21 protein-coding genes are annotated in these 20,876 nt (G+C 43.7%); 11 read left to right on the plus strand and 10 right to left on the minus strand.

All coding sequences use genetic code 11. From position 1 onward, the window contains the following. Window positions 1–60 precede the first annotated feature (60 nt). Complete coding sequence (locus GWK48_RS07105; protein ID WP_174630889.1) at window positions 61–471, plus strand: hypothetical protein; 411 nt, start codon at window positions 61–63, stop codon at window positions 469–471. Window positions 472–557: 86 nt separating this feature from the next. On the opposite strand, the gene GWK48_RS07110 is transcribed toward GWK48_RS07105, so the two are convergent. Continuing rightward, on the minus strand, window positions 558–2,126 hold the full coding sequence (locus GWK48_RS07110) for an aldehyde dehydrogenase family protein (protein ID WP_174630890.1): 1,569 nt from the start codon (window positions 2,124–2,126) through the stop codon (window positions 558–560). Window positions 2,127–2,207: 81 nt separating this feature from the next. Here GWK48_RS07110 and GWK48_RS07115 point away from each other — a divergent pair, with 81 nt between their 5' ends. After that, a complete protein-coding gene (locus tag GWK48_RS07115; protein ID WP_174630892.1) occupies window positions 2,208–2,894 on the plus strand; it encodes a PD-(D/E)XK nuclease family protein in 687 nt (228 codons plus the stop codon). A 12-nt stretch (window positions 2,895–2,906) separates the two neighbouring features. Here the strand turns inward: GWK48_RS07115 and GWK48_RS07120 are convergent, their stop codons facing one another. The 3 genes from GWK48_RS07120 to doxD form a co-directional block, all read right to left on the minus strand. Continuing rightward, the gene (locus GWK48_RS07120) at window positions 2,907–3,347 is read right to left on the minus strand and encodes a hypothetical protein (protein ID WP_174630894.1); all 441 of its coding nucleotides are present in this window, start codon (window positions 3,345–3,347) and stop codon (window positions 2,907–2,909) included. Between the two features lie 578 nt (window positions 3,348–3,925). Next, window positions 3,926–4,426 carry a thiosulfate:quinone oxidoreductase small subunit gene (gene doxA / locus GWK48_RS07125; RefSeq protein WP_174630896.1) on the minus strand — a complete coding sequence of 167 codons (501 nt, stop codon included), beginning with the start codon at window positions 4,424–4,426 and terminating at the stop codon, window positions 3,926–3,928. A gap of 5 nt (window positions 4,427–4,431) precedes the next feature. Beyond that, window positions 4,432–4,980 carry a thiosulfate:quinone oxidoreductase large subunit gene (gene doxD, locus GWK48_RS07130; protein ID WP_174630898.1) on the minus strand — a complete coding sequence of 183 codons (549 nt, stop codon included), beginning with the start codon at window positions 4,978–4,980 and terminating at the stop codon, window positions 4,432–4,434. Window positions 4,981–5,181: 201 nt separating this feature from the next. On the opposite strand from doxD, the gene GWK48_RS07135 reads away from it, so the two are divergent. Both GWK48_RS07135 and GWK48_RS07140 read left to right on the plus strand, forming a co-directional pair. Beyond that, entirely contained in the window at window positions 5,182–5,790 is a 609-nt protein-coding gene (locus GWK48_RS07135; RefSeq protein ID WP_174630900.1) for a sulfite oxidase-like oxidoreductase, read from the plus strand. Window positions 5,791–6,041: 251 nt separating this feature from the next. Continuing rightward, window positions 6,042–6,311, plus strand: coding sequence for a hypothetical protein (locus tag GWK48_RS07140; protein ID WP_174630902.1), 270 nt, complete (start codon window positions 6,042–6,044; stop codon window positions 6,309–6,311). 69 nt (window positions 6,312–6,380) lie between these two features. Here the strand turns inward: GWK48_RS07140 and GWK48_RS07145 are convergent, their stop codons facing one another. The 3 genes from GWK48_RS07145 to GWK48_RS07155 form a co-directional block, all read right to left on the minus strand. Further along, a complete protein-coding gene (locus GWK48_RS07145; protein WP_174630903.1) occupies window positions 6,381–6,851 on the minus strand; it encodes a peroxiredoxin in 471 nt (156 codons plus the stop codon). Between the two features lie 544 nt (window positions 6,852–7,395). After that, the gene (locus GWK48_RS07150; RefSeq protein WP_174630905.1) at window positions 7,396–8,727 is read right to left on the minus strand and encodes a glycosyltransferase family 2 protein; all 1,332 of its coding nucleotides are present in this window, start codon (window positions 8,725–8,727) and stop codon (window positions 7,396–7,398) included. A 199-nt stretch (window positions 8,728–8,926) separates the two neighbouring features. Beyond that, window positions 8,927–10,693, minus strand: coding sequence for a chloride channel protein (locus tag GWK48_RS07155; protein WP_174630907.1), 1,767 nt, complete (start codon window positions 10,691–10,693; stop codon window positions 8,927–8,929). Window positions 10,694–11,132: 439 nt separating this feature from the next. On the opposite strand from GWK48_RS07155, the gene GWK48_RS07160 reads away from it, so the two are divergent. Beyond that, complete coding sequence (locus GWK48_RS07160) at window positions 11,133–11,948, plus strand: sulfurtransferase (RefSeq protein WP_246263770.1); 816 nt, start codon at window positions 11,133–11,135, stop codon at window positions 11,946–11,948. 2 nt (window positions 11,949–11,950) lie between these two features. On the opposite strand, the gene GWK48_RS07165 is transcribed toward GWK48_RS07160, so the two are convergent. Then, window positions 11,951–12,691: an ATP-binding protein gene (locus GWK48_RS07165; protein WP_174630909.1), complete on the minus strand. Its 741-nt coding sequence runs from the start codon at window positions 12,689–12,691 to the stop codon at window positions 11,951–11,953. Between the two features lie 256 nt (window positions 12,692–12,947). Here GWK48_RS07165 and GWK48_RS07170 point away from each other — a divergent pair, with 256 nt between their 5' ends. The 5 genes from GWK48_RS07170 (at window position 12,948) to GWK48_RS07190 (ending at window position 17,048) form a co-directional block, all read left to right on the plus strand. After that, the gene (locus GWK48_RS07170) at window positions 12,948–13,178 is read left to right on the plus strand and encodes a sulfurtransferase TusA family protein (protein WP_246263771.1); all 231 of its coding nucleotides are present in this window, start codon (window positions 12,948–12,950) and stop codon (window positions 13,176–13,178) included. Beyond that, a complete protein-coding gene (locus tag GWK48_RS07175; RefSeq protein ID WP_174630911.1) occupies window positions 13,175–14,329 on the plus strand; it encodes an NAD(P)/FAD-dependent oxidoreductase in 1,155 nt (384 codons plus the stop codon). Before GWK48_RS07170 ends, GWK48_RS07175 begins: the two co-directional genes overlap by 4 nt. Window positions 14,330–14,341: 12 nt before the next feature. Then, entirely contained in the window at window positions 14,342–14,719 is a 378-nt protein-coding gene (locus GWK48_RS07180; protein ID WP_174630913.1) for a DsrE family protein, read from the plus strand. A 4-nt stretch (window positions 14,720–14,723) separates the two neighbouring features. Beyond that, window positions 14,724–15,623, plus strand: coding sequence for a helical membrane plugin domain-containing protein (locus GWK48_RS07185; RefSeq protein ID WP_174630915.1), 900 nt, complete (start codon window positions 14,724–14,726; stop codon window positions 15,621–15,623). Window positions 15,624–16,241: 618 nt separating this feature from the next. Beyond that, a complete protein-coding gene (locus tag GWK48_RS07190; protein WP_174630917.1) occupies window positions 16,242–17,048 on the plus strand; it encodes an HpcH/HpaI aldolase/citrate lyase family protein in 807 nt (268 codons plus the stop codon). Window positions 17,049–17,183: 135 nt separating this feature from the next. Here GWK48_RS07190 and GWK48_RS07195 read toward each other — a convergent pair whose 3' ends face one another. Beyond that, the gene (locus GWK48_RS07195; RefSeq protein ID WP_174630919.1) at window positions 17,184–18,191 is read right to left on the minus strand and encodes an aminobenzoate oxygenase; all 1,008 of its coding nucleotides are present in this window, start codon (window positions 18,189–18,191) and stop codon (window positions 17,184–17,186) included. Between the two features lie 351 nt (window positions 18,192–18,542). Between GWK48_RS07195 and GWK48_RS07200 the strand changes: the two genes are divergently transcribed. After that, a complete protein-coding gene (locus GWK48_RS07200; RefSeq protein WP_174630921.1) occupies window positions 18,543–19,880 on the plus strand; it encodes an ATP-binding protein in 1,338 nt (445 codons plus the stop codon). 240 nt (window positions 19,881–20,120) lie between these two features. On the opposite strand, the gene GWK48_RS07205 is transcribed toward GWK48_RS07200, so the two are convergent. Then, the gene (locus tag GWK48_RS07205; protein WP_174630922.1) at window positions 20,121–20,876 is read right to left on the minus strand and encodes an enoyl-CoA hydratase/isomerase family protein; all 756 of its coding nucleotides are present in this window, start codon (window positions 20,874–20,876) and stop codon (window positions 20,121–20,123) included.

Consider the following 20,876-nt stretch of genomic DNA (forward strand, 5'->3'; position numbering starts at 1 on the left):
AAAAGGTTCCTGTTCAAATTCTTATCAAACGTTTTATAGTAGTCCCATTTAAAATCTGTTGTGGATAGACTGGAGTTATTGAACAGGGCGTTAGTGGAGGGAGGATTTACGCCGAAGTCCTTTCAAACTATAGAAAGGGGAGTGAGGGTTAAACTATTTGAGCACAGCTTCCTCGACCTGATGGATTCGGGGATCGTCCTCATTTACGTTTCCAAAAGTATCAACTGTGAGGACGTGTTACTGGTCAGAGATAGAATAAAGTTATTCCTTCCGAGGCTTAGGTCTCTGGACATAGTAGCAGGGGTGGAAGTATTTGCCAACGGTTGCTTTCTATCATTGCTAAAAAAATTTAGCAGAAAATTAGATCTAGAGAGAATTGATGGATTGCAGATCAATTTGGTTCGACAAGAGTACTTTAGGATGCTAAAAATAATGCACCTATTAAACAGCGTTGGAAGTAACCTGGAGTGAGGCTTCTCAAGTTATGGGTTTAAGGTCGACTGTATCCTTCTAATTGGATTTTACCTTTCTGATAATCCTTTCCTTGATTCTTGAGTCTATTCGTATGTGGTCCTTGCCTGCTCCCTCAAGAAGGAGAGAAGGTAGTAAGGACCTCCCGCGTTTCTTCCGGTCCAGCCCGAGTCCTTCCATCCACCGAACGGTTGGACGCCAGGCATGGCGCCGGTTGTTGAGCCCGACTCTCTATTAGCGTACACTACCCCAGCTTCCACATTGTTAAAAAAGTACTTTATTTCCTCCCTATCAGACGAGAAGATTCCTGCAGTGAGGCCGTAGTCTACGTCATTGACCAGCCTAAGGGCTTCCTTTAGATTTTGCACCTCCTTAATTAAGACGATGGGCACGAAGAGCTCCGTTCTCCACAGGGAGCTAGTGTAAGGTAGATCTATTACTACCGTGGGCTCCACTAGATACGTCTTTTCTTCTTCCTTAACTCTTCCACCAGTAAGTATCCTACCTCCCTCTGATACGGCCTGATCCACGTATCTTCTATATTTCTCTATTGCTTTCTTATTAATTAACGGACCCAAAAATGTGGTCCTAACCCTAGGGTCTCCTATAACCGTGGACTCCACTTTAGCCTTAAACCTGGTCAAGAATTCCTGGTAAACTGACGCTTCAACAAATATCCTTGAAGTGGCACTACACTTCTGTCCTCCAAAACCGAAAGCTCCTCGGAAGGCCCCCTCAACGGCTTTCTTAAGGTCAGCCTTGGAGGTAATCACTGTGGCGTTCTTTCCTCCTAACTCCAGCACAGCAGGTCTAGGCTTCTTGCTCACGAAGCTCTTTAGGAGAGAGTGTCCAACCTCCCTAGACCCAGTGAAGGCAAAACCTGCTACTTCTAAGGAGTCCTCCAAGACCTTGGATACTACCTCGCCAGGAGCTGTCACGTAGTTCACGGCATCTTGTGGGAACCCTACTCTCCTCAGGATAGTGGCCAACTTAAAGGCAGATAATGGGGTATCTGAAGACGGCTTGATCACAACCGTGTTACCAGTGATAAGTGCCCCTAAAGTCATGGTCGCCGTTATAGCCAAGGGGAAGTTGAAGGGGGATATTATAACCCACACACCGTAAGGCCTCATCACTGAGACACCATTTTCCCCCTTCACTATTCTCCCCTCCATCTCCTTGACGTAACCCCTGTTCTCCTCAAGGACCTGCGCGTAATAATTGAAGTAATCTATGGTCTCATCTACCTCGGCGACGCTCTCGTACCTGTTCTTCCCGTTTTCATAGGTTATGATTCCCGCCAGTTCGTACTTCATTCTCCTAAGCTCATACGCTGCCTTAACGGTAAGCTCTACCCTATCCCTCCAGTCAGAGTCCTTCCATTCATTGAACGCATCCCTAGCGACCTTTATTGCGTTCCTCATGAGTAGTCCGTCGTCCTTCTGGAACGTACCCAGAACGAATTCAGTGTCCACTGGGCTCCTCACAACAATTTTAGAGGACGTCTTCAGTTCCCTATCGTTTATAAGAATTGGGTAATCTGACCCAGCCTCTTCGCGAACTTTTCTGAGCCCATCCTCCACTTGTGAGTGGAACTCTTCCTCCCTTCCCTCCTGTACGTACTTCTGGTAGGTCTTCTCGTTTACAAATGGCATGTAATTATTTGGACAGCCGGTTTATAAATTTAGGATGATAATTCACCCTATGCTTATATAGAAATACCACGAGTAAATCTTATGGTCGTGAAGGAAATCATTTACAGGAACTTAGTTGAGAAGGACTATCACGACCCTTACGAGGGCGAGTACTGGCCATCTCAACTATGGAACTGTTTGAGGAAGCAGTACTACGACAGGGTTTTCCCAATGCCGCTTTCAATGGACTCTGCAAGGTTTACAACCCTTGGTAATGCCTTACATGACATTATAGCTGAGCTGCTCAAGAAGGAGGAAAGCGTTAGGGTAACCAGCGAAGTCCCAGTAAGAATACCCCATCCAACTAACCACGAGATCGTAATCTCCGGGAGGGCTGACGACCTAATAGTAGTTGAGTTCACCAAGGAGAGGTACTTGGTGGAGGTTAAGAGCGTAGATGATCTAAGGAATAAACTAAGCAAGGGGTTTCTTCCCAGGAAGGACCACAAGGCGCAGTTAAACCTTTACTTAAAGGCGTTCCCCAAATCAAAGGGAATTCTCCTGTACGTAGACCGTTCGAACTTCGACATGGAGGAGATCCAAGTGGAGTTCGAGGAGGAGCTTTACAAGAAGACCCTTGAGAGGGCTTTTATCCTCCACTCTGCCTTAAAAGGGAAAAGCACACCTAAGGCTGAGGCCAAGCTTGATGAGGAGATGAAATGGCAATGTGGCTTTTGCGTCCACAAGGCTAGGTGCGATAGGGAGCCTGACAATCCTCAGAACCAATAGTCCAGGCACGCTTCACTTTCTTACTAAACCGTAGATCGCTATCCCTAACCCTACGAAGAATAGTATTATACCCAGTAGGAACGCCAGTCCTCCAAAAGCCACCGTGCCAGTACCACTCACTGTGCCTACGGCGATGGACTCTGGGTAAGTGGAATTGTTGATTACCGTAACTGAGGGTGACGTCCCGTTTACTACCAGGGCCATGGAACCCTTTGAGGAGGACTCCTGTACGACCTTGGCTCCTGTGACTGTTACTTTAGGAGGAGTACTGGAATTATAAGCTATTGAGAGGACGTTAATGCCTGGTTTCAATGGGAATTGCTTCTCCCCCTGTGGACTGAGGATTTGCGTACTGATGGCCAGTCCCGATTTAGCCACAAAGAAACCTGCAACTGCCACTATCAGCCCTAAAACTAGTACTATAACACCTATAATCAGAACCCTTCTATTCATGAATACATCGATACTACATAAATAATAAACTTAACCCAAATATACTCTCTCTTTATCATTAGATTCATTTTTAACCGACTTGTCAAATTTATTATTAGATATTGACACAATTTCAAGAAATAAAGTCACGTTCAATAGAAGGGTATTCTACAACTAACTCATGACAAAGGGAGGGCAAACCTCGCCCTTTAGGGCGGGGAGGAGGTCAGTTACTCCTTACTTTAAAGGTCAGCCTCATCCTTTTTGTCAAAGATCAAGGAGACGTTCCAATTTTCCTGTTCCTCCGTTCATCCATTTCTCCACCGGGGAAATGGACTTTAGATAACAGGTGTTACTGCGAACAAAGGATCGTATCTATATCATGACTCCTTTAGTTTATTCAAGTTTAAGATAAAGTCTGTAGTGTCTAAGCCCCTGGACAATATGTACAGCACAGGTAGATGACTCTATCCCCACTTACATCCTCGAAGAACCTGGATTGAAAGCGAAAGCAATAATAGATAAATTAGATTTAAAATTTTAAAAACAAATAACTTACCATACTTTGCGATATTTGCAATCAATATGATATAGAAATTTCAACCCACTGTAAAGTTAGCTTCGGCCTGATCCTTAGGACTGACGGCTGGGGTGAACAACCTTACATGGTAAGTACCAGGGGAAAGGTGTATTGGTAACAGTAACTGGAATTGAGCCTCACTTCCCAAAATCACCGCAAACCCACTGTACCAGTTTACGTAGTCCTTCTTGTTGGAGTTCCATGGGGCCTGAATCACCTTTACAGTGTAGTTTGAAATCATGGAGGAGTTAAGGTAAACGTGCCATGTAGAGTTATATATCTCCATCATGGGAGCTGAGGCTGGATACGCGTCCGGGCCGTTCACGTCCGTTACATTAAGTTTTAATAGAGTTCCGTTGCCCTGTGGAACTGCATTTATGTAGGTAATTTCCAAGGTAGGCAGCTTAGAATGATTCACGAGTGGACCGACCACATTTCCGTAAGCCCATTGCCCCGTAGCCAATATCCATCCTGCTACCAACACGCTGAAAACTATTGCAATAATAATAGTTCTCTCCATCTAGCTCACCATAGCTTTATCATGTTTAAGAGGGGTAATTTCCTGGAAATTGGTCTGTCCCCAAACCTCTTATAGAGGTAATAATCTAAACCGAAAACTCTACCTGACGCTGTAAGCATCAGAACCACAGCACCTGCAGTGAGGAGAGACCCTATCTGCCATTCGTCTTCGCAAGTCGAACCTAACCAATATGCAGGAGCGAACCCTAGGGACATCGCCAGAGCCCCAAGGGAGGACAACCTGGTCACTAGACCTATTATGATGAAAAGACCAGCTAATATCTCTAGATAGCTAAACACTGTTAAAAAGGTAACATCCAGTGCCCTGTTCTCCAATGTCATCAATAGGAGTGGCTTAAAAGGACCTGCATGTGGAAGGAAGTTCACAAGCTTACCACCTACAAACGATGAGGAGTTTGGATCCAGCTTGGCCGGCTTTAAAACAGCCTTTCTTAGTCCACCGTCAAGAAACATCCAACCTACTGCGAACCTTAGAGGGAAAAGATACTCTTGTCTAGTGGAGTTTGCTTCATTTAAGTTCTGTACTCGTGCCATACTCTCACACATGTTTAGTTTATCTAGATTTATAAAGTTTTAGTATAAAAAGTTTTTACTAGAATAAATGGGTATGTCATATATTCATATAAATCCAATATTAATAGCAAAGAAATATAACTTTATGAATCTTGGGAGTAATACTTGGTTTTAAAAATTTTCTTACGCATGCTTAAATTGTCCAGAGACCATGCGAAGATTATGGAAAAACAGAATCAGATACCTCCAGGACAGAGACCAATTAGGAAGTTCATATACTACGCAGCTTTGGGAGTACCTGAAGTTAAGGTCCAGGAGTACAGGCTCAAGATCTCGGGATTGGTGAAAAGGGAGAAAGAGTACTCCTACGACGATTTACTCAAAATGATGGACGTGGATTACGTTAGAGACTTCCATTGCGTAACGGGATGGAGCGTAATGAACGTTCGGTGGCAAGGGATTAAGCTATCCAGGCTAATACAAGAGGCAGAACCTAGTCCAGATGCAAAGTGGGTAATATTCTACTCCTTGGACGGGTACACTTCAGTGGTTCCGCTGTCAGACGCAATGCACGAGGACTCCATCCTTGCTTTAATGATGGACGGGAAGCCTCTAAGTAAGGAAGAGGGGTTCCCTGCTAGACCTTTCATACCTCACCTCTATGGTTGGAAGAGCGCGAAATGGGTTAGTGGAATAGAGCTAGTGGGAAGTTACGTAGATGGTTATTGGGAGGAGAGGGGATACCATGAGAGAGGAAGCGTCTGGGATGAGGAGAGATTTAAGGGGTTCTGGGGTAGACATTCTAGGAAAAGTCCAATTCTTCCTAGATAAAAATCGATGATCTGTGAAAACGTTTCAATAAGTTCCTCTTCTTGTTTATGTTACTTCACAATCAAGGCTAGGCATACGTGGGGACTCTTTCCCTGTATTCTAGACTGCATGACTGTATAATCTTTTTAATTTTCCTCTACCACAAAATTGTATATATAAATAATATAAACTATCCTCTCAGTTCTACTGAGTTAAAATTTTTTAGACTTCTACTGGAAATCTTTATTAACAACTAGTTCTATATTCACGTTATGACAAAGGTTTTACTGAGACATGATCAAATAAGGGAGATGACAGGTGGAAAGGAGATCGAGTTTTCGTTATTGAAAGAGGATAAAGTGATCTGGAAGATAAGGTTCAACAGCGTAAGTTCCAACCCAATGGAAAGCTTAATGAACCCTCACCTCTCGCAATACGGGAAGCCATGTTTCGATACAGGTACGTCTGGCTACGTCTGCCCAGTATGTAACCTGGATATAGATGAGTATGGTATGTGCGGGTGTGGAGCCGGGTCCGGCTAATTTTGTAATATTCTAGAAATTTCTCCAAAAAATTTATTTATTTTTAAGTGTAAAAATTTTTGAGATTACTTAAGAGTTTAGTTTGCTAACTACTTTCTCTATCTCCTCATAGCTCGGTTCCTTTCCCAAATCTTCCGAGACCCATTTGTAGGCTATCCTTCCTTCCTTATCTATAACGAAGACAGCCCTCTTGGCTATGACGTAACCAGGAAGAGGAGGGAATTCCATATCTACACCGTAAGTCTTCACGGCGTCCCTCCTGTAGTCACTCAAGACCGGGAAGTTTAACTTGTTCGCCTCTTTGAACGCCTTATTGCTAAAGGGAGGATCCACGCTAATCCCCAACACTTGAGCGTTGAACTTGTTGAACTTAGCTAGTGAATCCCTGAAGTTGCACATCTCTTTAGTGCACACCGATGTGAACGCTGCCGGGTAGAACGCTAGTATTACTATCTTACCTTTGAAATCTGATATCTTAACTTTCTTTAGTTCAGTGTCTACAAGCTCCACATCGGGAGCCTTCTCACCTATTTCTGGCATACTTGCTAATTGAAACTCAGCCTTTTAAACCAAATTTCAATAAACTTTGAAAAGTTTAAACCTAAAAGCTAATTCGATCCTCAAACGTGTCTCCCTGTTAACTACCAAGAGTCATCTACTAAGAGTACTGATCCCTTGAGGACTTAGACCACTTAGTCGAAAGAGAAAACAGGTATAGGAGAGGGTGCCCGATGCAATACCATTCATTTAGTATTGGATTAAGTGGCAAGTTAGGAAACAAAGTTCAAACTTGTTTATGTTGACCATCAACTCCAATTTGCTGATTTCCCTAATCGCAGTGAGGGAATGAGGGGTGTCCTATAGGCAATTGATCCATAGAGAAAGGTTACAAGAACGACTGTCATGTTAGTAGAATGATGTACCTCTATGAGAACAGATTCCTGTCCTATTGACTATCTTCTTATGAAAAATGTGGATCTAATCGAAGGGCAGAACCCCGCCTCCCTAGGGCAGGGTAAATTCAGGTGCCTTCAGGGCTAACCTCATACCTTTATTTCGTTCTAAATTTGAAGGATACCATGACTCATCTGGTGAGCCACTTATCCTGATCCCAGATCGTTAATAAGGCGTAAAAACTTACTATCCACTGAATCAGTAATCCAAGGGAGCCTATAACAAGCGTCTTCAGCTTTTCTTCAGCCATTAACCTCCAAAGGGAGTAGACGAATGGCACTATTGTCAGGTAATTGGCCAAATGACCGAGTATTATAGAGTATTTCAGATTAATGCGCGGAAGGAGATTTGCGTGTAATTGGGGCACCCTGGGATGAAGGTGCGCAATGGGGAAGTATCCTACGAAGAAGGTAAACAGCAGCCTCTTTGCTATAATTAGGGGTAAGTGTAGAATGAAATTCCCACCATAGATAACCGCATTCTCGTAGTCTACTGGATTAGTGTCAGCCAAAACTGAGTCCATAAAGAACAGATCCAAAACTGTCATAACGGTCAATAGGAATGGAAGTACTGTAGTGTAAAAGAAGTTGTATACGTACACAGGTCCCCTCTTCAACATCGTGCCATCCCTAATCTCCCTAGCGAAGAAGTAGTAGTTAGCCCTGGACCACCTTAGGAGTTGTTTCGACAGCTTCTTCAAGTTCTCAGGCGGGTAAGTCAGCGCCACAGTCTCAAAGTCAACAATGGCTTTAAACCCCTTGGAAATGACGTAGTTGGTCAACTGTTTGTCATCTCCTATAAGGGCTCTCCTTCCCAGAAATGTGGGGTACTTGAACTCATCTGTCTGCATAAAAGGCTTTATCAGATCCACTCTATATAGGGAACATTTCCCATTCAGAAGCATAGCGTAACCCGAACCGTTGACCGCCCTCATGGTCATCTCCTTTAATCTCTCAATGAGTTCAGCTAGGTAGTAAGTGTTGCCCGTTTTAACGTTCCTCACGTTCACGCTAACTCCACCAACGTCCTTGTCCATTATGGAAAGCATGTTCTTCAACCCGTCTTGGGGGAGTATGGTATCGCTATCCAGGAGTAATACGTATTTGGACTTTACGTGGTTTATTCCAAAAGAAAGTGCAACCCTTTTCCCTGACCTCTCGGGAGTCCTCAGGAACTCTCCTCCTGCAGAGTTAACGATTGACCTATAGGGTTCATCACATCCGTCCCCCACAACGAGAATCCTCGCCCCTTGTCTTGCCACTGAAGATATCACCTTTCTAAAGACTGCTTCGTCCTCCCCGTATACAGGTATTAGAACGGTCACATCGGAGAGATCCTTAACCGGATTCCTGGCGAACTTTTTAGAGTTGACAGAGAAGTAGGATATTAATAGGAAGTAGACCAACGAAAGTGAAAGCGTTATTGAACCAAATATCAAATAGATCGTAATAAACGAGTTCACGATTTCGTTTTAAGTATTAGATTAAAAAACTCTTTGGTTAGTTAAATAACAAAGATGATGAAAAGGAGATTCCATAATGTTAAAAGTTATTCCGAGTTTCTAATTTCCTCCACACCCTGAAGGGCGAGGCATCTTTTATTTTTTGTGGAACAGGTTGTGAGTAATTAAGAGAGTTACTCAGATTCTCTTGGCATAACCCTTAGTTACCTCTCTTCTCGGCCTGCCTTATTTTATTAACCTCAGCCTCATATGCTTTCAGCATTGAGTCTAGAGTTAAGATTCCCCTAAACTCTCCTTTCTCCACCACAGCTACCCACCTGCTCCTAGTCCTAGTCATTATTTCCCAAGCCTGCTCCAATGACGACTCGGAAGTGACGTAAGGTGAACCCCTTATGACATACTTTGTAATATTCTCATTTGGGTTTCTGTCCTTAATCTCGTTATAGTACACTATTCCCCAAAACCGGTTTAGAGCATCCACGACTGGGAGGCTTAGAAAGTTGTTCTTCATCATGAGGTTCAACGCCTCTTCTACGTGATCCTGGGTCGTAACCTTGACGTCAGATATAGTAGCCTGTGAGACCTTTACTTTCTCCATAACGGGAGTCTCATATTCAGGCATATGAGCAGGGGAATCTTTCCTAGTTGGTACTTGACTCTTGTAGATTGTGTATTTCCCAGATACTAAGTATGATATCGCAACTGCAATCATAGCCCCTGGGAGAAGTTGTAGGCTCGAGGTCATCTCTGTAACCATAATTATTACTGATAGGGGAACCTTTCCAGCTGCAGCGAAGAAGGACATCATCCCAATAATTACAAATGGGGCTACGTCCGGAACTATCGTGGGGAAGAGGTAGTGAAATAGGAGGCCAACATCAGCACCCAGGAAAGCCCCTATGAACAGGCCTGGAGCGAATACCCCTCCGCTACCTCCAGAACCTATGGAAAGAGAGGTAGCAATTATTTTGAGGAAGGGGAGTGCCACAAGAAGTGCTATTACTGGAAGTAAAGGTGAATAAAAGGACGAGAATTTTTCAAACTCCGCAAGATTTATCCAACCGTATCCTGTGCCCAAAACCTCTGGTGCTACTAGAATTACAGTTCCAGCCATGGCGCCACCAATTGCAGGTTTCAATAAGTTGGGTAATGGAATTCTCTTGAATAGGGCGTTTACTCCATAGAAGGTCTTAACGTAAAGTATAGCCGATAGTCCAGAGATGACGCCTAGTATAGCAAAAAGGGGTAACCTCAGTGGATTGAAGGCCCCTGTGTAATACCCAAACACCGGTGTAAATCCAAATGTAATTCCAAATATGGTGTAGCCAACTGCGGAGGCTATGAGGGCAGGGTATATAATCTCAGGTTCTATGTCCCTCTTATATAGAATCTCGGCAGCCAACAGGGCCCCTCCTATGGGGGTCTTAAAGATCGTACCTATCCCTGCCCCTATACCCACGGCCACAGCTCTTCTCCTGTCCTCAGGTGACAATTTGAGCAGGTCACTCACCATGGATCCTACGCCTGATGCGAACTGGGCTGTGGGACCCTCCCTCCCTGCACTTCCCCCAGAACCTATCGTGATAGCTGAGGCTAATATCTTGATAGGAATTACTCTCCATCTCACCTTCCCTTGAAGATAATGAAATGCCTTTATGGCTGCATCGGTTCCGTGACCTTCAGCCTCAGGAGCGAAAGTGTACACAAGAAATCCTGAGATTAGGCCACCTATTGCCAATGATACTGGAATGAGAAAGTACCTTCCAGGTTGAAATTTAAAGATTAGTGAGCCTCCTTCTCCTACGGGTCTAGGATACGTCATACCTAAAAATTGGAAGATGAAAATGTCTTCCGTAATCCTAAGAAGCAGGTAGAATAACACTGCTGCTAGCCCCGCAATTACCCCCAACACTATACCTAGGATAAACCACTTCTCGAAGAACGGAAGGGAAGATAACCTCCACATAATCTACTTAATCTAGGTCAATGATTATAACGACATCGGTTTGATGTTTTGGGTTTCATAGGATTTCGCAATGCTTGACGTTAATTCTCAACCATTAAGCTTTGTGGGGGTTGATGGTTCCCAAGCAGAATCATATGATGAGATACTCAAGGGAGACTAGAGCTAGAATCTGACCCCCTCCACACCCTAAAGGGCTGGGTTTTCCCGTTCTCCTATCAGAATCATTAATACCAGAAGGGTAATTACCAAATTGCTCAAACATCATTTACCAAGCTCTATGCATTAGCAAATTCCAAAACTAAGATTCACGAAAGACTTCTCCATTGTTTAGCAATTTGAGCTCCTAATGCCTCAACAACTTCAAATCGCTCGTCTAGATCCATTTTATTGTTTACACAACTAACGAATGATTTATTAATAAAGAGGTTTTGAAGTAGATATGATGTTGATTTCCCCCGACAGACTATTAGCGAATCTAAAAGACTATAAGATCGTAGAGATTACGTACGGATCTTTCGGCTTAGACTCATATTTGGAATGGCACGTCCCTGGAGCTGTTCCATTATCTTGGAGCTCCTTCCTTCATCCATTAAAGAGAGATTTTGGACCGAAGGAGAGGTTAGAAGCCAAGCTTGGAGATGCAGGGATAACCGAGAATGACGCAGTAGTTCTTTACAGCGACCTGAACAATAGATACGCCTTTTACGCCTTCTGGGTCATGAGAGCCTTTGGTCACAAAGAGGTTTACGTGCTGAACGGGGGTAAATCTTCTTGGGAGTTTAGGGAGCTACCCAAGGAAAAGGATAAGAGAGAGCCCATTCCCAGGAAATATGAGGCTAATGAACCAAACTGGAAGGACAGGATATTCGTTTGGGAGATACTATCCAAGCTGGGCTCAGACCAATTTCAGCTGATCGATGTAAGATATAGGGAAGAATTTGAAGGTAAAGTCAGCACGCCACCGGAGCACCCCAACGAGGAGGCCCAGAATTCAGGGCATATCCCCGGAGCCATAAACATACCTTGGAACAACTTCTTCGACAAACTCACAGAGGAACTCGTTCCACCTGACTCACTAAAGCTGGATCTTCATAGTGATAAGGAGGTAGTAGTATACTGTAGAACCGGAGCCAGGGCCTCTCTCGTTTGGTTTTATCTCAAGTTTCTCCTAAACGTGGAGAAGGTCAGGTTATATGACGGTTCGTGGTCGGAATGGGGAAATATGGTTGGGGTTCCAATCGAAAGGGGGTTCTGAGGTCAGATCTCGACTCCCTCACCTTGCCCATTACCTGGGTTACTAGGCAAGGTTATTTCATCGAATTTCCTTATCCAAACTTTCGTGAACTCTCCATCCTTGTAAAATATGGCCTCTCCAGTGGACATGGACTTCACCTCCTTATCGAAGTCCTTGGTCTTCAATGGGAGGATTTCCTTGTAGACCTTCATGTCAACAGGATGGACAACCTTGTGTAAGAAATATATCTCACTCTGCGTCAATACGTCCTTGTTTACCTTAGCTGACCTCTGGCTAACTAGGATCATTCCTAAGCCTCTCTTTCTCCCCCTCAACGCTATTCTTACTAGCACGTCACTCAATGGACTCCTCTCGCCCTGCGGTATGAATTCGTGAGCCTCCTCCAGCAAGATGAACATGTCTCTTCTATAAACCTTCGAGACTTCCCATAAATAATTGAAAAATTCAGTTAGGAACTTGAAGACCTCCTCGTTCCACTCATTCACGTCCAGTATCAGGCTCTTGCCTATCATCAGGAGGTTAACCAGTTCCTCTGGATCGACGTTAAACTTATCAAAAGTGACCGCATTGAGATCCCTGTACTCCCCATCCGGATCCACTATTACCAAGGGAATTCCTTCCCTCATTAGTTCTTGCGACATGACCTTGGCGGTGTTGGACTTACCTGATCCCCTTATACCAAGGATAGCTATGCACTTCCTTAAAACTTGTTCCTTGGTTAAAGTTATCGAACCCAGTTCCATATTGTGAAACTCCCAGAGACTCGGCTTTTAACCGTATGGGGGGTTAACATTAAAGGAGGCAGACTTAAAGTTTAGATGGGGCCCTTCCTCTAATCTTCCATCTTAAATGAAATTTTATTTGTCTGTAATGCCCCATAAATTTCGCTCTACGGTTTTTTACTATTTTATTCTAAATTTAGTATATATGAAAAAATCCATTATAAACACTTTTAAATAAAAGTTTATAAGCCTAATGATCATGTATATAATGATAAAAATGTCCTTAAAGATATATAAAAAATTAGATCTAACAGGTCAATCATGTGCTGGACCCCTCGGTGAACTATCGGGGGTTTTGGAGGAGATCAGTCCGGGTGAGGCAGTGGAGGCTATTTTGGGCGACGAGGCAACAAAAAAGGACGTGGTAGCATTCGTTACTAAGAAAGGTTACAAGGTCGTCAACGAAAGGAATGAGAACGGAAAGTTTGTGGTGGTGATAGCAAAATGAAGAGAGTTATAGTAGTTGGTGGAGGAATCGCTGGAACAATAGTGGCCAATAGAATGGCTAGAATGATGCCCGAGGAGATCGAGAAAGGAGAAGCTGAGATAGTTGTAGTAGACAAGAGCGATAGGCACACTTATCAGCCTGGTCAAGCTCTAGTCCCATTTAACGTTCAAGACCCCGCAGAACTAATCAGGAACGAGAGGGAGCTATTGGATCATAGAATAAAGTTACTTCATGGCCAAAAGGGTGAAGTAACCAAGATAGATCCAGCTAACCATTCAGTTGTCACTGCAGATGGAGTTTCCCACTCCTATGATTACTTAGTTATAGCGACTGGTTCCCACTTAAGGTGGGATGAAGTTCCGGGCTACAAGGAGGCTGTCTACTCTCCTTGGGACTTTGAGAGCGCTCTGAAGTTGAGGGAGGCTTTGGATCAGTTCTCTGGCGGAACTATTGTAATGAACGTGGCGAAACTACCCCACAAGTGCCCAGTAGCCCCAATGGAGCTTACGTTGATGTTGGATGACATGTTAAGGAGGAGGGGGATAAGGGACAAGACTGAGATTATATACACCTACCCAGTCCCGGGAATATTTGGCATAAAGACCACCAACGACGTAATGATTAAGATATTTCAAGAGAGGGGGATAAGAATAGTTTCGCCTTTCAACGTTACCAACGTGAACGCAAAGGATAAGGTCATGGAGTCCCAGGAAGGAGAGAAGATCAAGTTTGACATAGCCATTGGAGTTCCTCCCCACACAGGAGCCAAGGTCATAGGCGACTCTGGTATAGGTGACAAGAGGAACTGGGTGCCTACGGATAAGTTCAGCCTAAGAATGAAGGATCATTCCAACGTTTTCGTCATTGGCGACACGACCGATATACCCATATCCAAGGCTGGATCAACCGCTGATTTCGAGTCATATATCATAGCCAATAACGTTACAAATGAAATTAGAGGGAACGGACTTAAGAAGAGTTACGACGGTTCGGTATTCTGCTACATTGCTACAGGTCTAGACTCAGCTACCTACATTAGGTTCAATTACGCAGCACCTCCAGTTCCACCTCCTCCTTCCTACGTCCACTGGTGGGGCAAACTGATGTACAACAAACTCTACTGGACAGTTACTGCCAAGGCAGTGGTCTGAAAGGGAATCCCCATGAAATTTGGAATTATACTTGGCACCAACGAGTTGGACAGAGTAGCCTATGCTGGGATGCACTCTGCCATATACACTGCCCTAGATAACGAAGTCGTGATATTTGCAACAATGGATGGAGTAAAGGCGTTCTTGAAGAACCCAGAAATTAAGGTGGAGAGCGCTTCCTCTAAGACTATCAAGGAGAGTAACGAGGACATTTATCAACACTTTAGGAGAGCGAAGAAGTCTGGCAGGCTAAAGATATTCGCTTGCTCCTACGCTAGCAAGATCATGAAGCTAGATAAGGATAAATACAGCGACCTAGTGGATGATATAGTCGGTATTACCTCCTTCGCTATGGAAGTAGAGGGAGGGCAGTTGATCTCCATATGGTGAGAACATGGCTACTGAACTAAACCTAGATAAGGTGCTAGTGAAACTTGACGATAAAAAAATGGAGGAACTAGCCAACTTCATTGACCATATGTCTACCCTAAACGAGGTATTAAACAAAGTAAACCAGCTCAAGGAGAGCGGGGCCCTAGATGTTCTAATTAACTTAAGCTATGGAGCCAAGTCGCTTAGGGACGCTTTGAACGACGATGCGATAAGCAACTTAGCAGACATGATGTCCAGCCTCATGGTTGTGGCAAGCTCAATGAAGGCGAGACAGGGTGATGTAGAGGAAGTTATTAAGAACATGGACGTGCTGAAAGACACCATGACTAGGCTCAAGAGTCTTAGAGATAGCGGAACCCTAGACGTCTTAATTAACATGTCCTATGCCCTCAAGTCGCTTAGGGACGCTTTGAACGACGACGCCATAACTAACCTTGCCGGTACAATGTCCAACTTAATGGAAGTATTGAGTTCTTGGAACCCTAGGACTACTGATGGTCTGAAGGCAATTCTGGCTAAGGCTCCAGAGCTAAATGAGGTACTTAACCGGGTGATGGACCTGAAGAACAGCGGAACCCTAGACGTCTTAATTAACATGTCCTATGCCCTCAAGTCGCTTAGGGACGCTTTGAACGACGATGCGATAACTAACTTGGGTACAACTCTCTCCCTCGTATTTGATTTCCTTCCCAAGGGCCTGGAATTCTTGAATAAGGCAATGAGCCCTCCACTGAGTACTATGATTGAAGCTTGGACAGGAGAAGAGGCTAAAAAGATTATGATGAACCCTGAGAACGTGACCTTGGGTAAACTTGTAACCATGATGAAAGACCCTGACATTCAACGTGGACTAGGTATAATGATGGGTATGCTGAAGGTCTTAGGCAAGACCGCAAAGTAATCTTTTTTACAGTTTTCTCGCCCTTCTAATAAGCTCAAGCATGTAAATTTCCTAAAAATTAAGAGATAAGTCTCTTTTTAAAAAAGTGGCCTGAATTCTTCCATCTCTAAGGGACTAGCTAGCCTAGGTAGCACGCACGCTAGCAGTCTGCATTTCTCCCCTTCATCAGTTAAACTGCATTCATACAATCCGTAATCTGTAGGGCAAGTTGACGTTTTTCTTATAGTGAAATACGTCTTCATTGTATCAATTATGTAGTCGAAATATATAAATATTTATGTTAGTCTATTTGATTAATTTTACCCTTAAAATCAACTATTATTCACAGCTCGCATTCTTAGTTATAAACTATTCGTGTCTGGGATCAGAATCCTCTTAAAGGTTTGTTAACCATGTTCATATCTACAAGGACTTATTATTGCAAAAAGGAGAGATAGAATAGGGAGTTTCACCTCATGAGGGTTAAATAATGGTTGTGATGTCATCTTAAAATAATTTCAGAATTAACGGATCAGCAATCTGAAATGAACTTTATAGGACTTCACTTTCCTGTATGAAGGACGAGAGTGCTTAGGTCTTTAAAAATCCTTTTTTAATTAAAATTCAATACAATATGGTATGAAACGCAGGTCTCAACTCTACGTGCCTGGGGTAAACGAAAAAATGGTTCAGAAGAGCTTACAGATTCCTGCAGATTCTATAATATTTGACTTGGAGGATTCTGTCCCCCCAGAGGACAAGCAGAAGGCTAGGGAAATCATAAAGAGGAACCTAGTAAACGACTGGGGGAATAGGGAGCTATGCGTTAGAATTAACTCCATCTCCGACAAGGAGGGGATGAAGGACATCCTCTTCTTCTCAGACCTAGAGAAAATAGACCTCTTCCTAGTCCCTAAAGCGGAATCCGATCTGAGCTTCGTGCATAAAGCAACGGGAAAGAGGCTTGAGCCCATAATCGAAACCCCGAGAGGTTTGGTGAAGTTAGAGGAAATTGTAAGGTCAGAGGGTGTAGTCGCCTTGACCTACGGTGCTGCGGACCTAGCATTACATTCCCTAGGTCAAGTGAGAGGATATGAGAAGAACACGTCCTTAATGCTGGAAATAGTCTCCGTGGCGAGGGCCTACGATGTGGAGCCTATTGATAAGGTATACTTTGACCTAAAGAACACATTGGGATTTAAGGAGGAGGCTGAGATCGCCAAAGCTCTGGGTTTCTCAGGTAAACAGGTCATCCATCCATCTCAGGTGGAATTGGCAAACCAAGTTTTCTCTCCGAGCCCTGAGGAGATGGCCTGGTACAAAGAGATCGTCGAGGCCTACGAGAGGGCAATAAAGGAGGGAAGAGGTGCTATTAGATTGAGGGATCAGCTCATAGACAACGTCCATTACAAGATAGCAAAAAGGTACATCCAGGATTTCCCTTAAGGAGTTTATCTGGGAAGTCCTGAGTCTGTGTTGTGGTCTAGCACTTTTTATGAAATTATTTAATTAAAGCTAAAAACCGCTCATGAAAACGGAGCAGAGGGAAACCTCTCCATCCACGAACGAGTAGTCGGCCCACTAAAAAATAGGTACCATGTCCTCTTCGGAAACTTCCACTTCCTCCCCCGTCACACCGAGTTCGGGGAACGCTGGTAACTTCACGTTGTATCTTGCCAGTGTTGATCCAACCCTGATGATTGCTGTCCTCCAACTCTTCTCCTTTTCCTTGAGGTCTGGTATATAGAAACCGGCGCTCCTGGCTAGATCCTCCATCTTCTCATTTACTTCCTCAAACCACGGGGGTAGCTTCCAGAACTCCTTAGGGGGCTTAAACGTGATTAAGGAGAGGAATACGAAACCTGCCCTTACCTGCTTTGTTACCATCCTTTTCTGCTCGTCGCTCATCTTGGAAGCGTTATCTGTCATGATTAGGTGGGTAAACGCGTAGTGTCTGGTCTCGTCCACCGCGGTTTTCCTAAAGGCCTTTGAGAATTCATCTATCTTGGATCCCTGCGACATGGTTGTGAAGACTGTGGTTGCTGCAGCCTCTCCCATCATGAAAGATGTAAAAAGGACATCCAACGTGTACTTCTTGTACGCCTCTAGGTATGCCTTCCAATACCTTGAGCCGTTATACCAAGTCCACTCCACGTTGAGCATAGCCTTTCTCTCTAGGTCATCCTGGGGCTTGAAATTAAAGGGAAAGCCACGCATCATCGAATCTATTGCCAACCCACAGGTCATGTTGTGCCTGTTCTCGTCATAGGTTATGGTAGTTAAGATCCCTCTAACTGCCGTGTCCAGGTGATGTTCAAAAGCCTTAATCACCGAATGGGCAAACACAGGTGTCGCGTTGTCGAAATTGGATAGGAGAGACCACCAGTACGCTATTGCTAACCTCTGTTTCCTGTCCAACCCTGAAGCTATCTCCCTGACCTTCTCCCAGTTAATTTCCTCCTCATCCCACTGCTCTCTCTTCGCCCTCCTGTAAAGTTGCCAGGCCCTCTCGTTGTCAAAGTTCCATCTGGGGGGATACACGTTGGCCTCCGGGTAAACTGGATCCTTGGTGTAATCGGTTTCAGACATTTAACCTCGTTAATATATAAGTAACTAGGTCATATATAAATGTTCTTTATATCCATTATATAATCCGTTAACCATATCATGGATTCATTCAGTGATGTTGTTTCGGGCACTCAAAATTTTCAGTATATTATATTCGGCAATCGTCGAGGTTATGCTGATTTACCATGGTTCTGCCGTGAAAGCCGACTAAATTCAATTTTATAGATATGAATCAAATCCTCGTTGATGCTCAAAGGATGTCCTTTTACCGCGTCTTATGTTCTCCATTAGTTTGTCACATATAATTAATTCCTCCCTACAAAGTTTGTTATATATGACAAACTTTTTATTGCTTTTGAAGTAATAGAATTTGTGGACGATGCAGAGCTTCTATCAATGATGACAGAGTGGAACTTCTGGGGAGGAAAAATAGATGTAGGCATTGAAAGAGAGAGGTATATAAACAATGTCTTGAGGTTATTAAAAGCTATTAACATTGTAGCGTTGTCTGGGATAAGAAGGAGTGGGAAATCAACGATAGGTTTACAAGCCTTAAAGAAGCTTATCGATAGTGGGATTGACATCAATGATACGCTAGTGATTAGACTCGATGATGAAAGGTTGCTAAATCTCGATTATGCCACTCTACTGAGAATATATGATTTATACACTACTCACATAAAGAGTAGTCAAGAAAGTACAACGTATGTATTGCTTGATGAAGCTCAAGAGGTCAACGGGTGGGAGAGGTTCGTCAGAGGACTAGCAGATAGAGGAAAGGCTAAGTTCTTAGTAACCGGCTCCTCTGCCAAACTGCTAAGTTCCGAATATACAACCCTGTTATCTGGGAGGCACGTTGAGGTGAGGATATTTCCATTGGACTTTAAGGAGTACTTGTCATTTCATTCTATAAAAGTAGACTCCAAACTAGAATTTGCTAGAAATCTTGAAAGAATCAAAAAATTGTTGGAAGAATACTTAAGTCTAGGAGGACTACCTCAAATAACACTAAATAAAGATTTAGCGCTTGAGCTACTGGATTCCCATTTCGATACTATTATAGTTAAGGACGTTGTCAGAAGATATAGAATAAGGGATGAGAACAAGATAAGGACCTTGGCTAAATACTACATCTCCTCAGTTGCGTCTAGAGTGACTTTTAACAGTGTATCCAAGTTCCTTAAGATACCGGTCAAGACCGTGGAGAGGTACTCGAAATATTTAGAAAATTCATATCTTATTTACTTTTTAAGGAACTTCTCATTCAGCGTAAAGGCAGTCGAGAACTCTCCAAGAAAGGTCCACGTTGTGGACAACGGTTTCATCAAATTGTTTAATCCTAGACTGTCCAGGGGTCACCTACTCGAATCCCTAGTCTTTCAACATCTTTATAGATATTCCCTAAATAAGAAGGACCTGGAACTATATTACTGGTATGATGGGAACTATGAAATTGACTTCTTACTCAAAAGCCCGAACAATATCTTACCCATCCAAGTAGCTTACGAGATTAATGACCAAGAAACAATGAAAAGGGAACTTAGGGCTATAGATAAGTTTAAAGAGAAAGTTAGACCGGTTGACAGAACTTTACTAGTCACTTACCATACCGTTAACGAGAGCGTTGGTGAAAATGAAGTGATCCTTCTTCCAGCTTACTCGTTCCTGACTAGATACGAAGAGGTGTTGGGCGAGATAATGGATGCGTAACTTTATTCAGTTGTAAGGAAGTTTTATTCGAATTGCAAAATAGAGAAGTAGTTTTATACGTTTTTCATCCCCGTCATGGATGGTGGGCTTTCAAGAATTTCTGACTTTTCCTACCCCTAAAGGATGGGCTTCCCCTACTTTGTAAATACCTTGTTTAAAAGTATAAGTGAGGTTCTAAACGATCTCTTAATCCTTGTCTTTAATTAGAAAACTCATTAAAAAACAAAAACCTCGAACTACTCAACTTTTGAACTGAGGTTTCCTCTTCTCTAGAAACGCCTTCATGCCCTCCTTACCGTCCTCAGACATTAAAGAGACGTAGAAGTTCCTTCTTTCCAGGTCAAGTCCCTGTTGTAAAGTAGTGTCCAATGCCTTATTGACAGCCTCCTTCCCTAGTTCCACTGCGAAACCTGACCTTTCTCCTATTTCCCTAGCTAGCCTCAACGCCTCCCTCATTAAGGCCTCGTCTGGAACGACTTTATCTACAAGTCCCATCCTATACCCATCCCATGCGGAGATCAGCCTACCAGTAAGGACTAAGTCCATGGCCCTGTACTTTCCAATAGTCCTAGTTAGCCTTTGGGTCCCACCAGCACCTGGTATGATACCAAGGTTGATCTCAGGTTGCCCTAACCTTGCGCTCTCTGCTGCTATTATCACGTCGCATGCCATGGCTAACTCAAGTCCGCCTCCAGCGGTGACCCCGTTGAGAGCAGCTATGATCGGTTTCCTGAAACCTCTCATGGCGTCCCATAAGGGCATATGCCCTTCCCTGACCACATCCTCCAGTGACATTCCCAACATCTCCTTTACGTCCGCCCCAGCACTGAACGCCTTTCCGTTCCCCGTTATGATCACAGCCTTTACCTCTCCCTTGAGCCGGTTGAACTCCCTTACTAGGTCGTGTACCATTTCCATGTTTATGGCGTTTAGTCTCTCCGGCCTGTTTAGCCTGACTATTCCTATTCTATCCTTTACCTCCACTTGGACTGTCAT

Source organism: Metallosphaera tengchongensis (genome assembly GCF_013343295.1).
GTDB lineage: Archaea > Thermoproteota > Thermoprotei_A > Sulfolobales > Sulfolobaceae > Metallosphaera > Metallosphaera tengchongensis.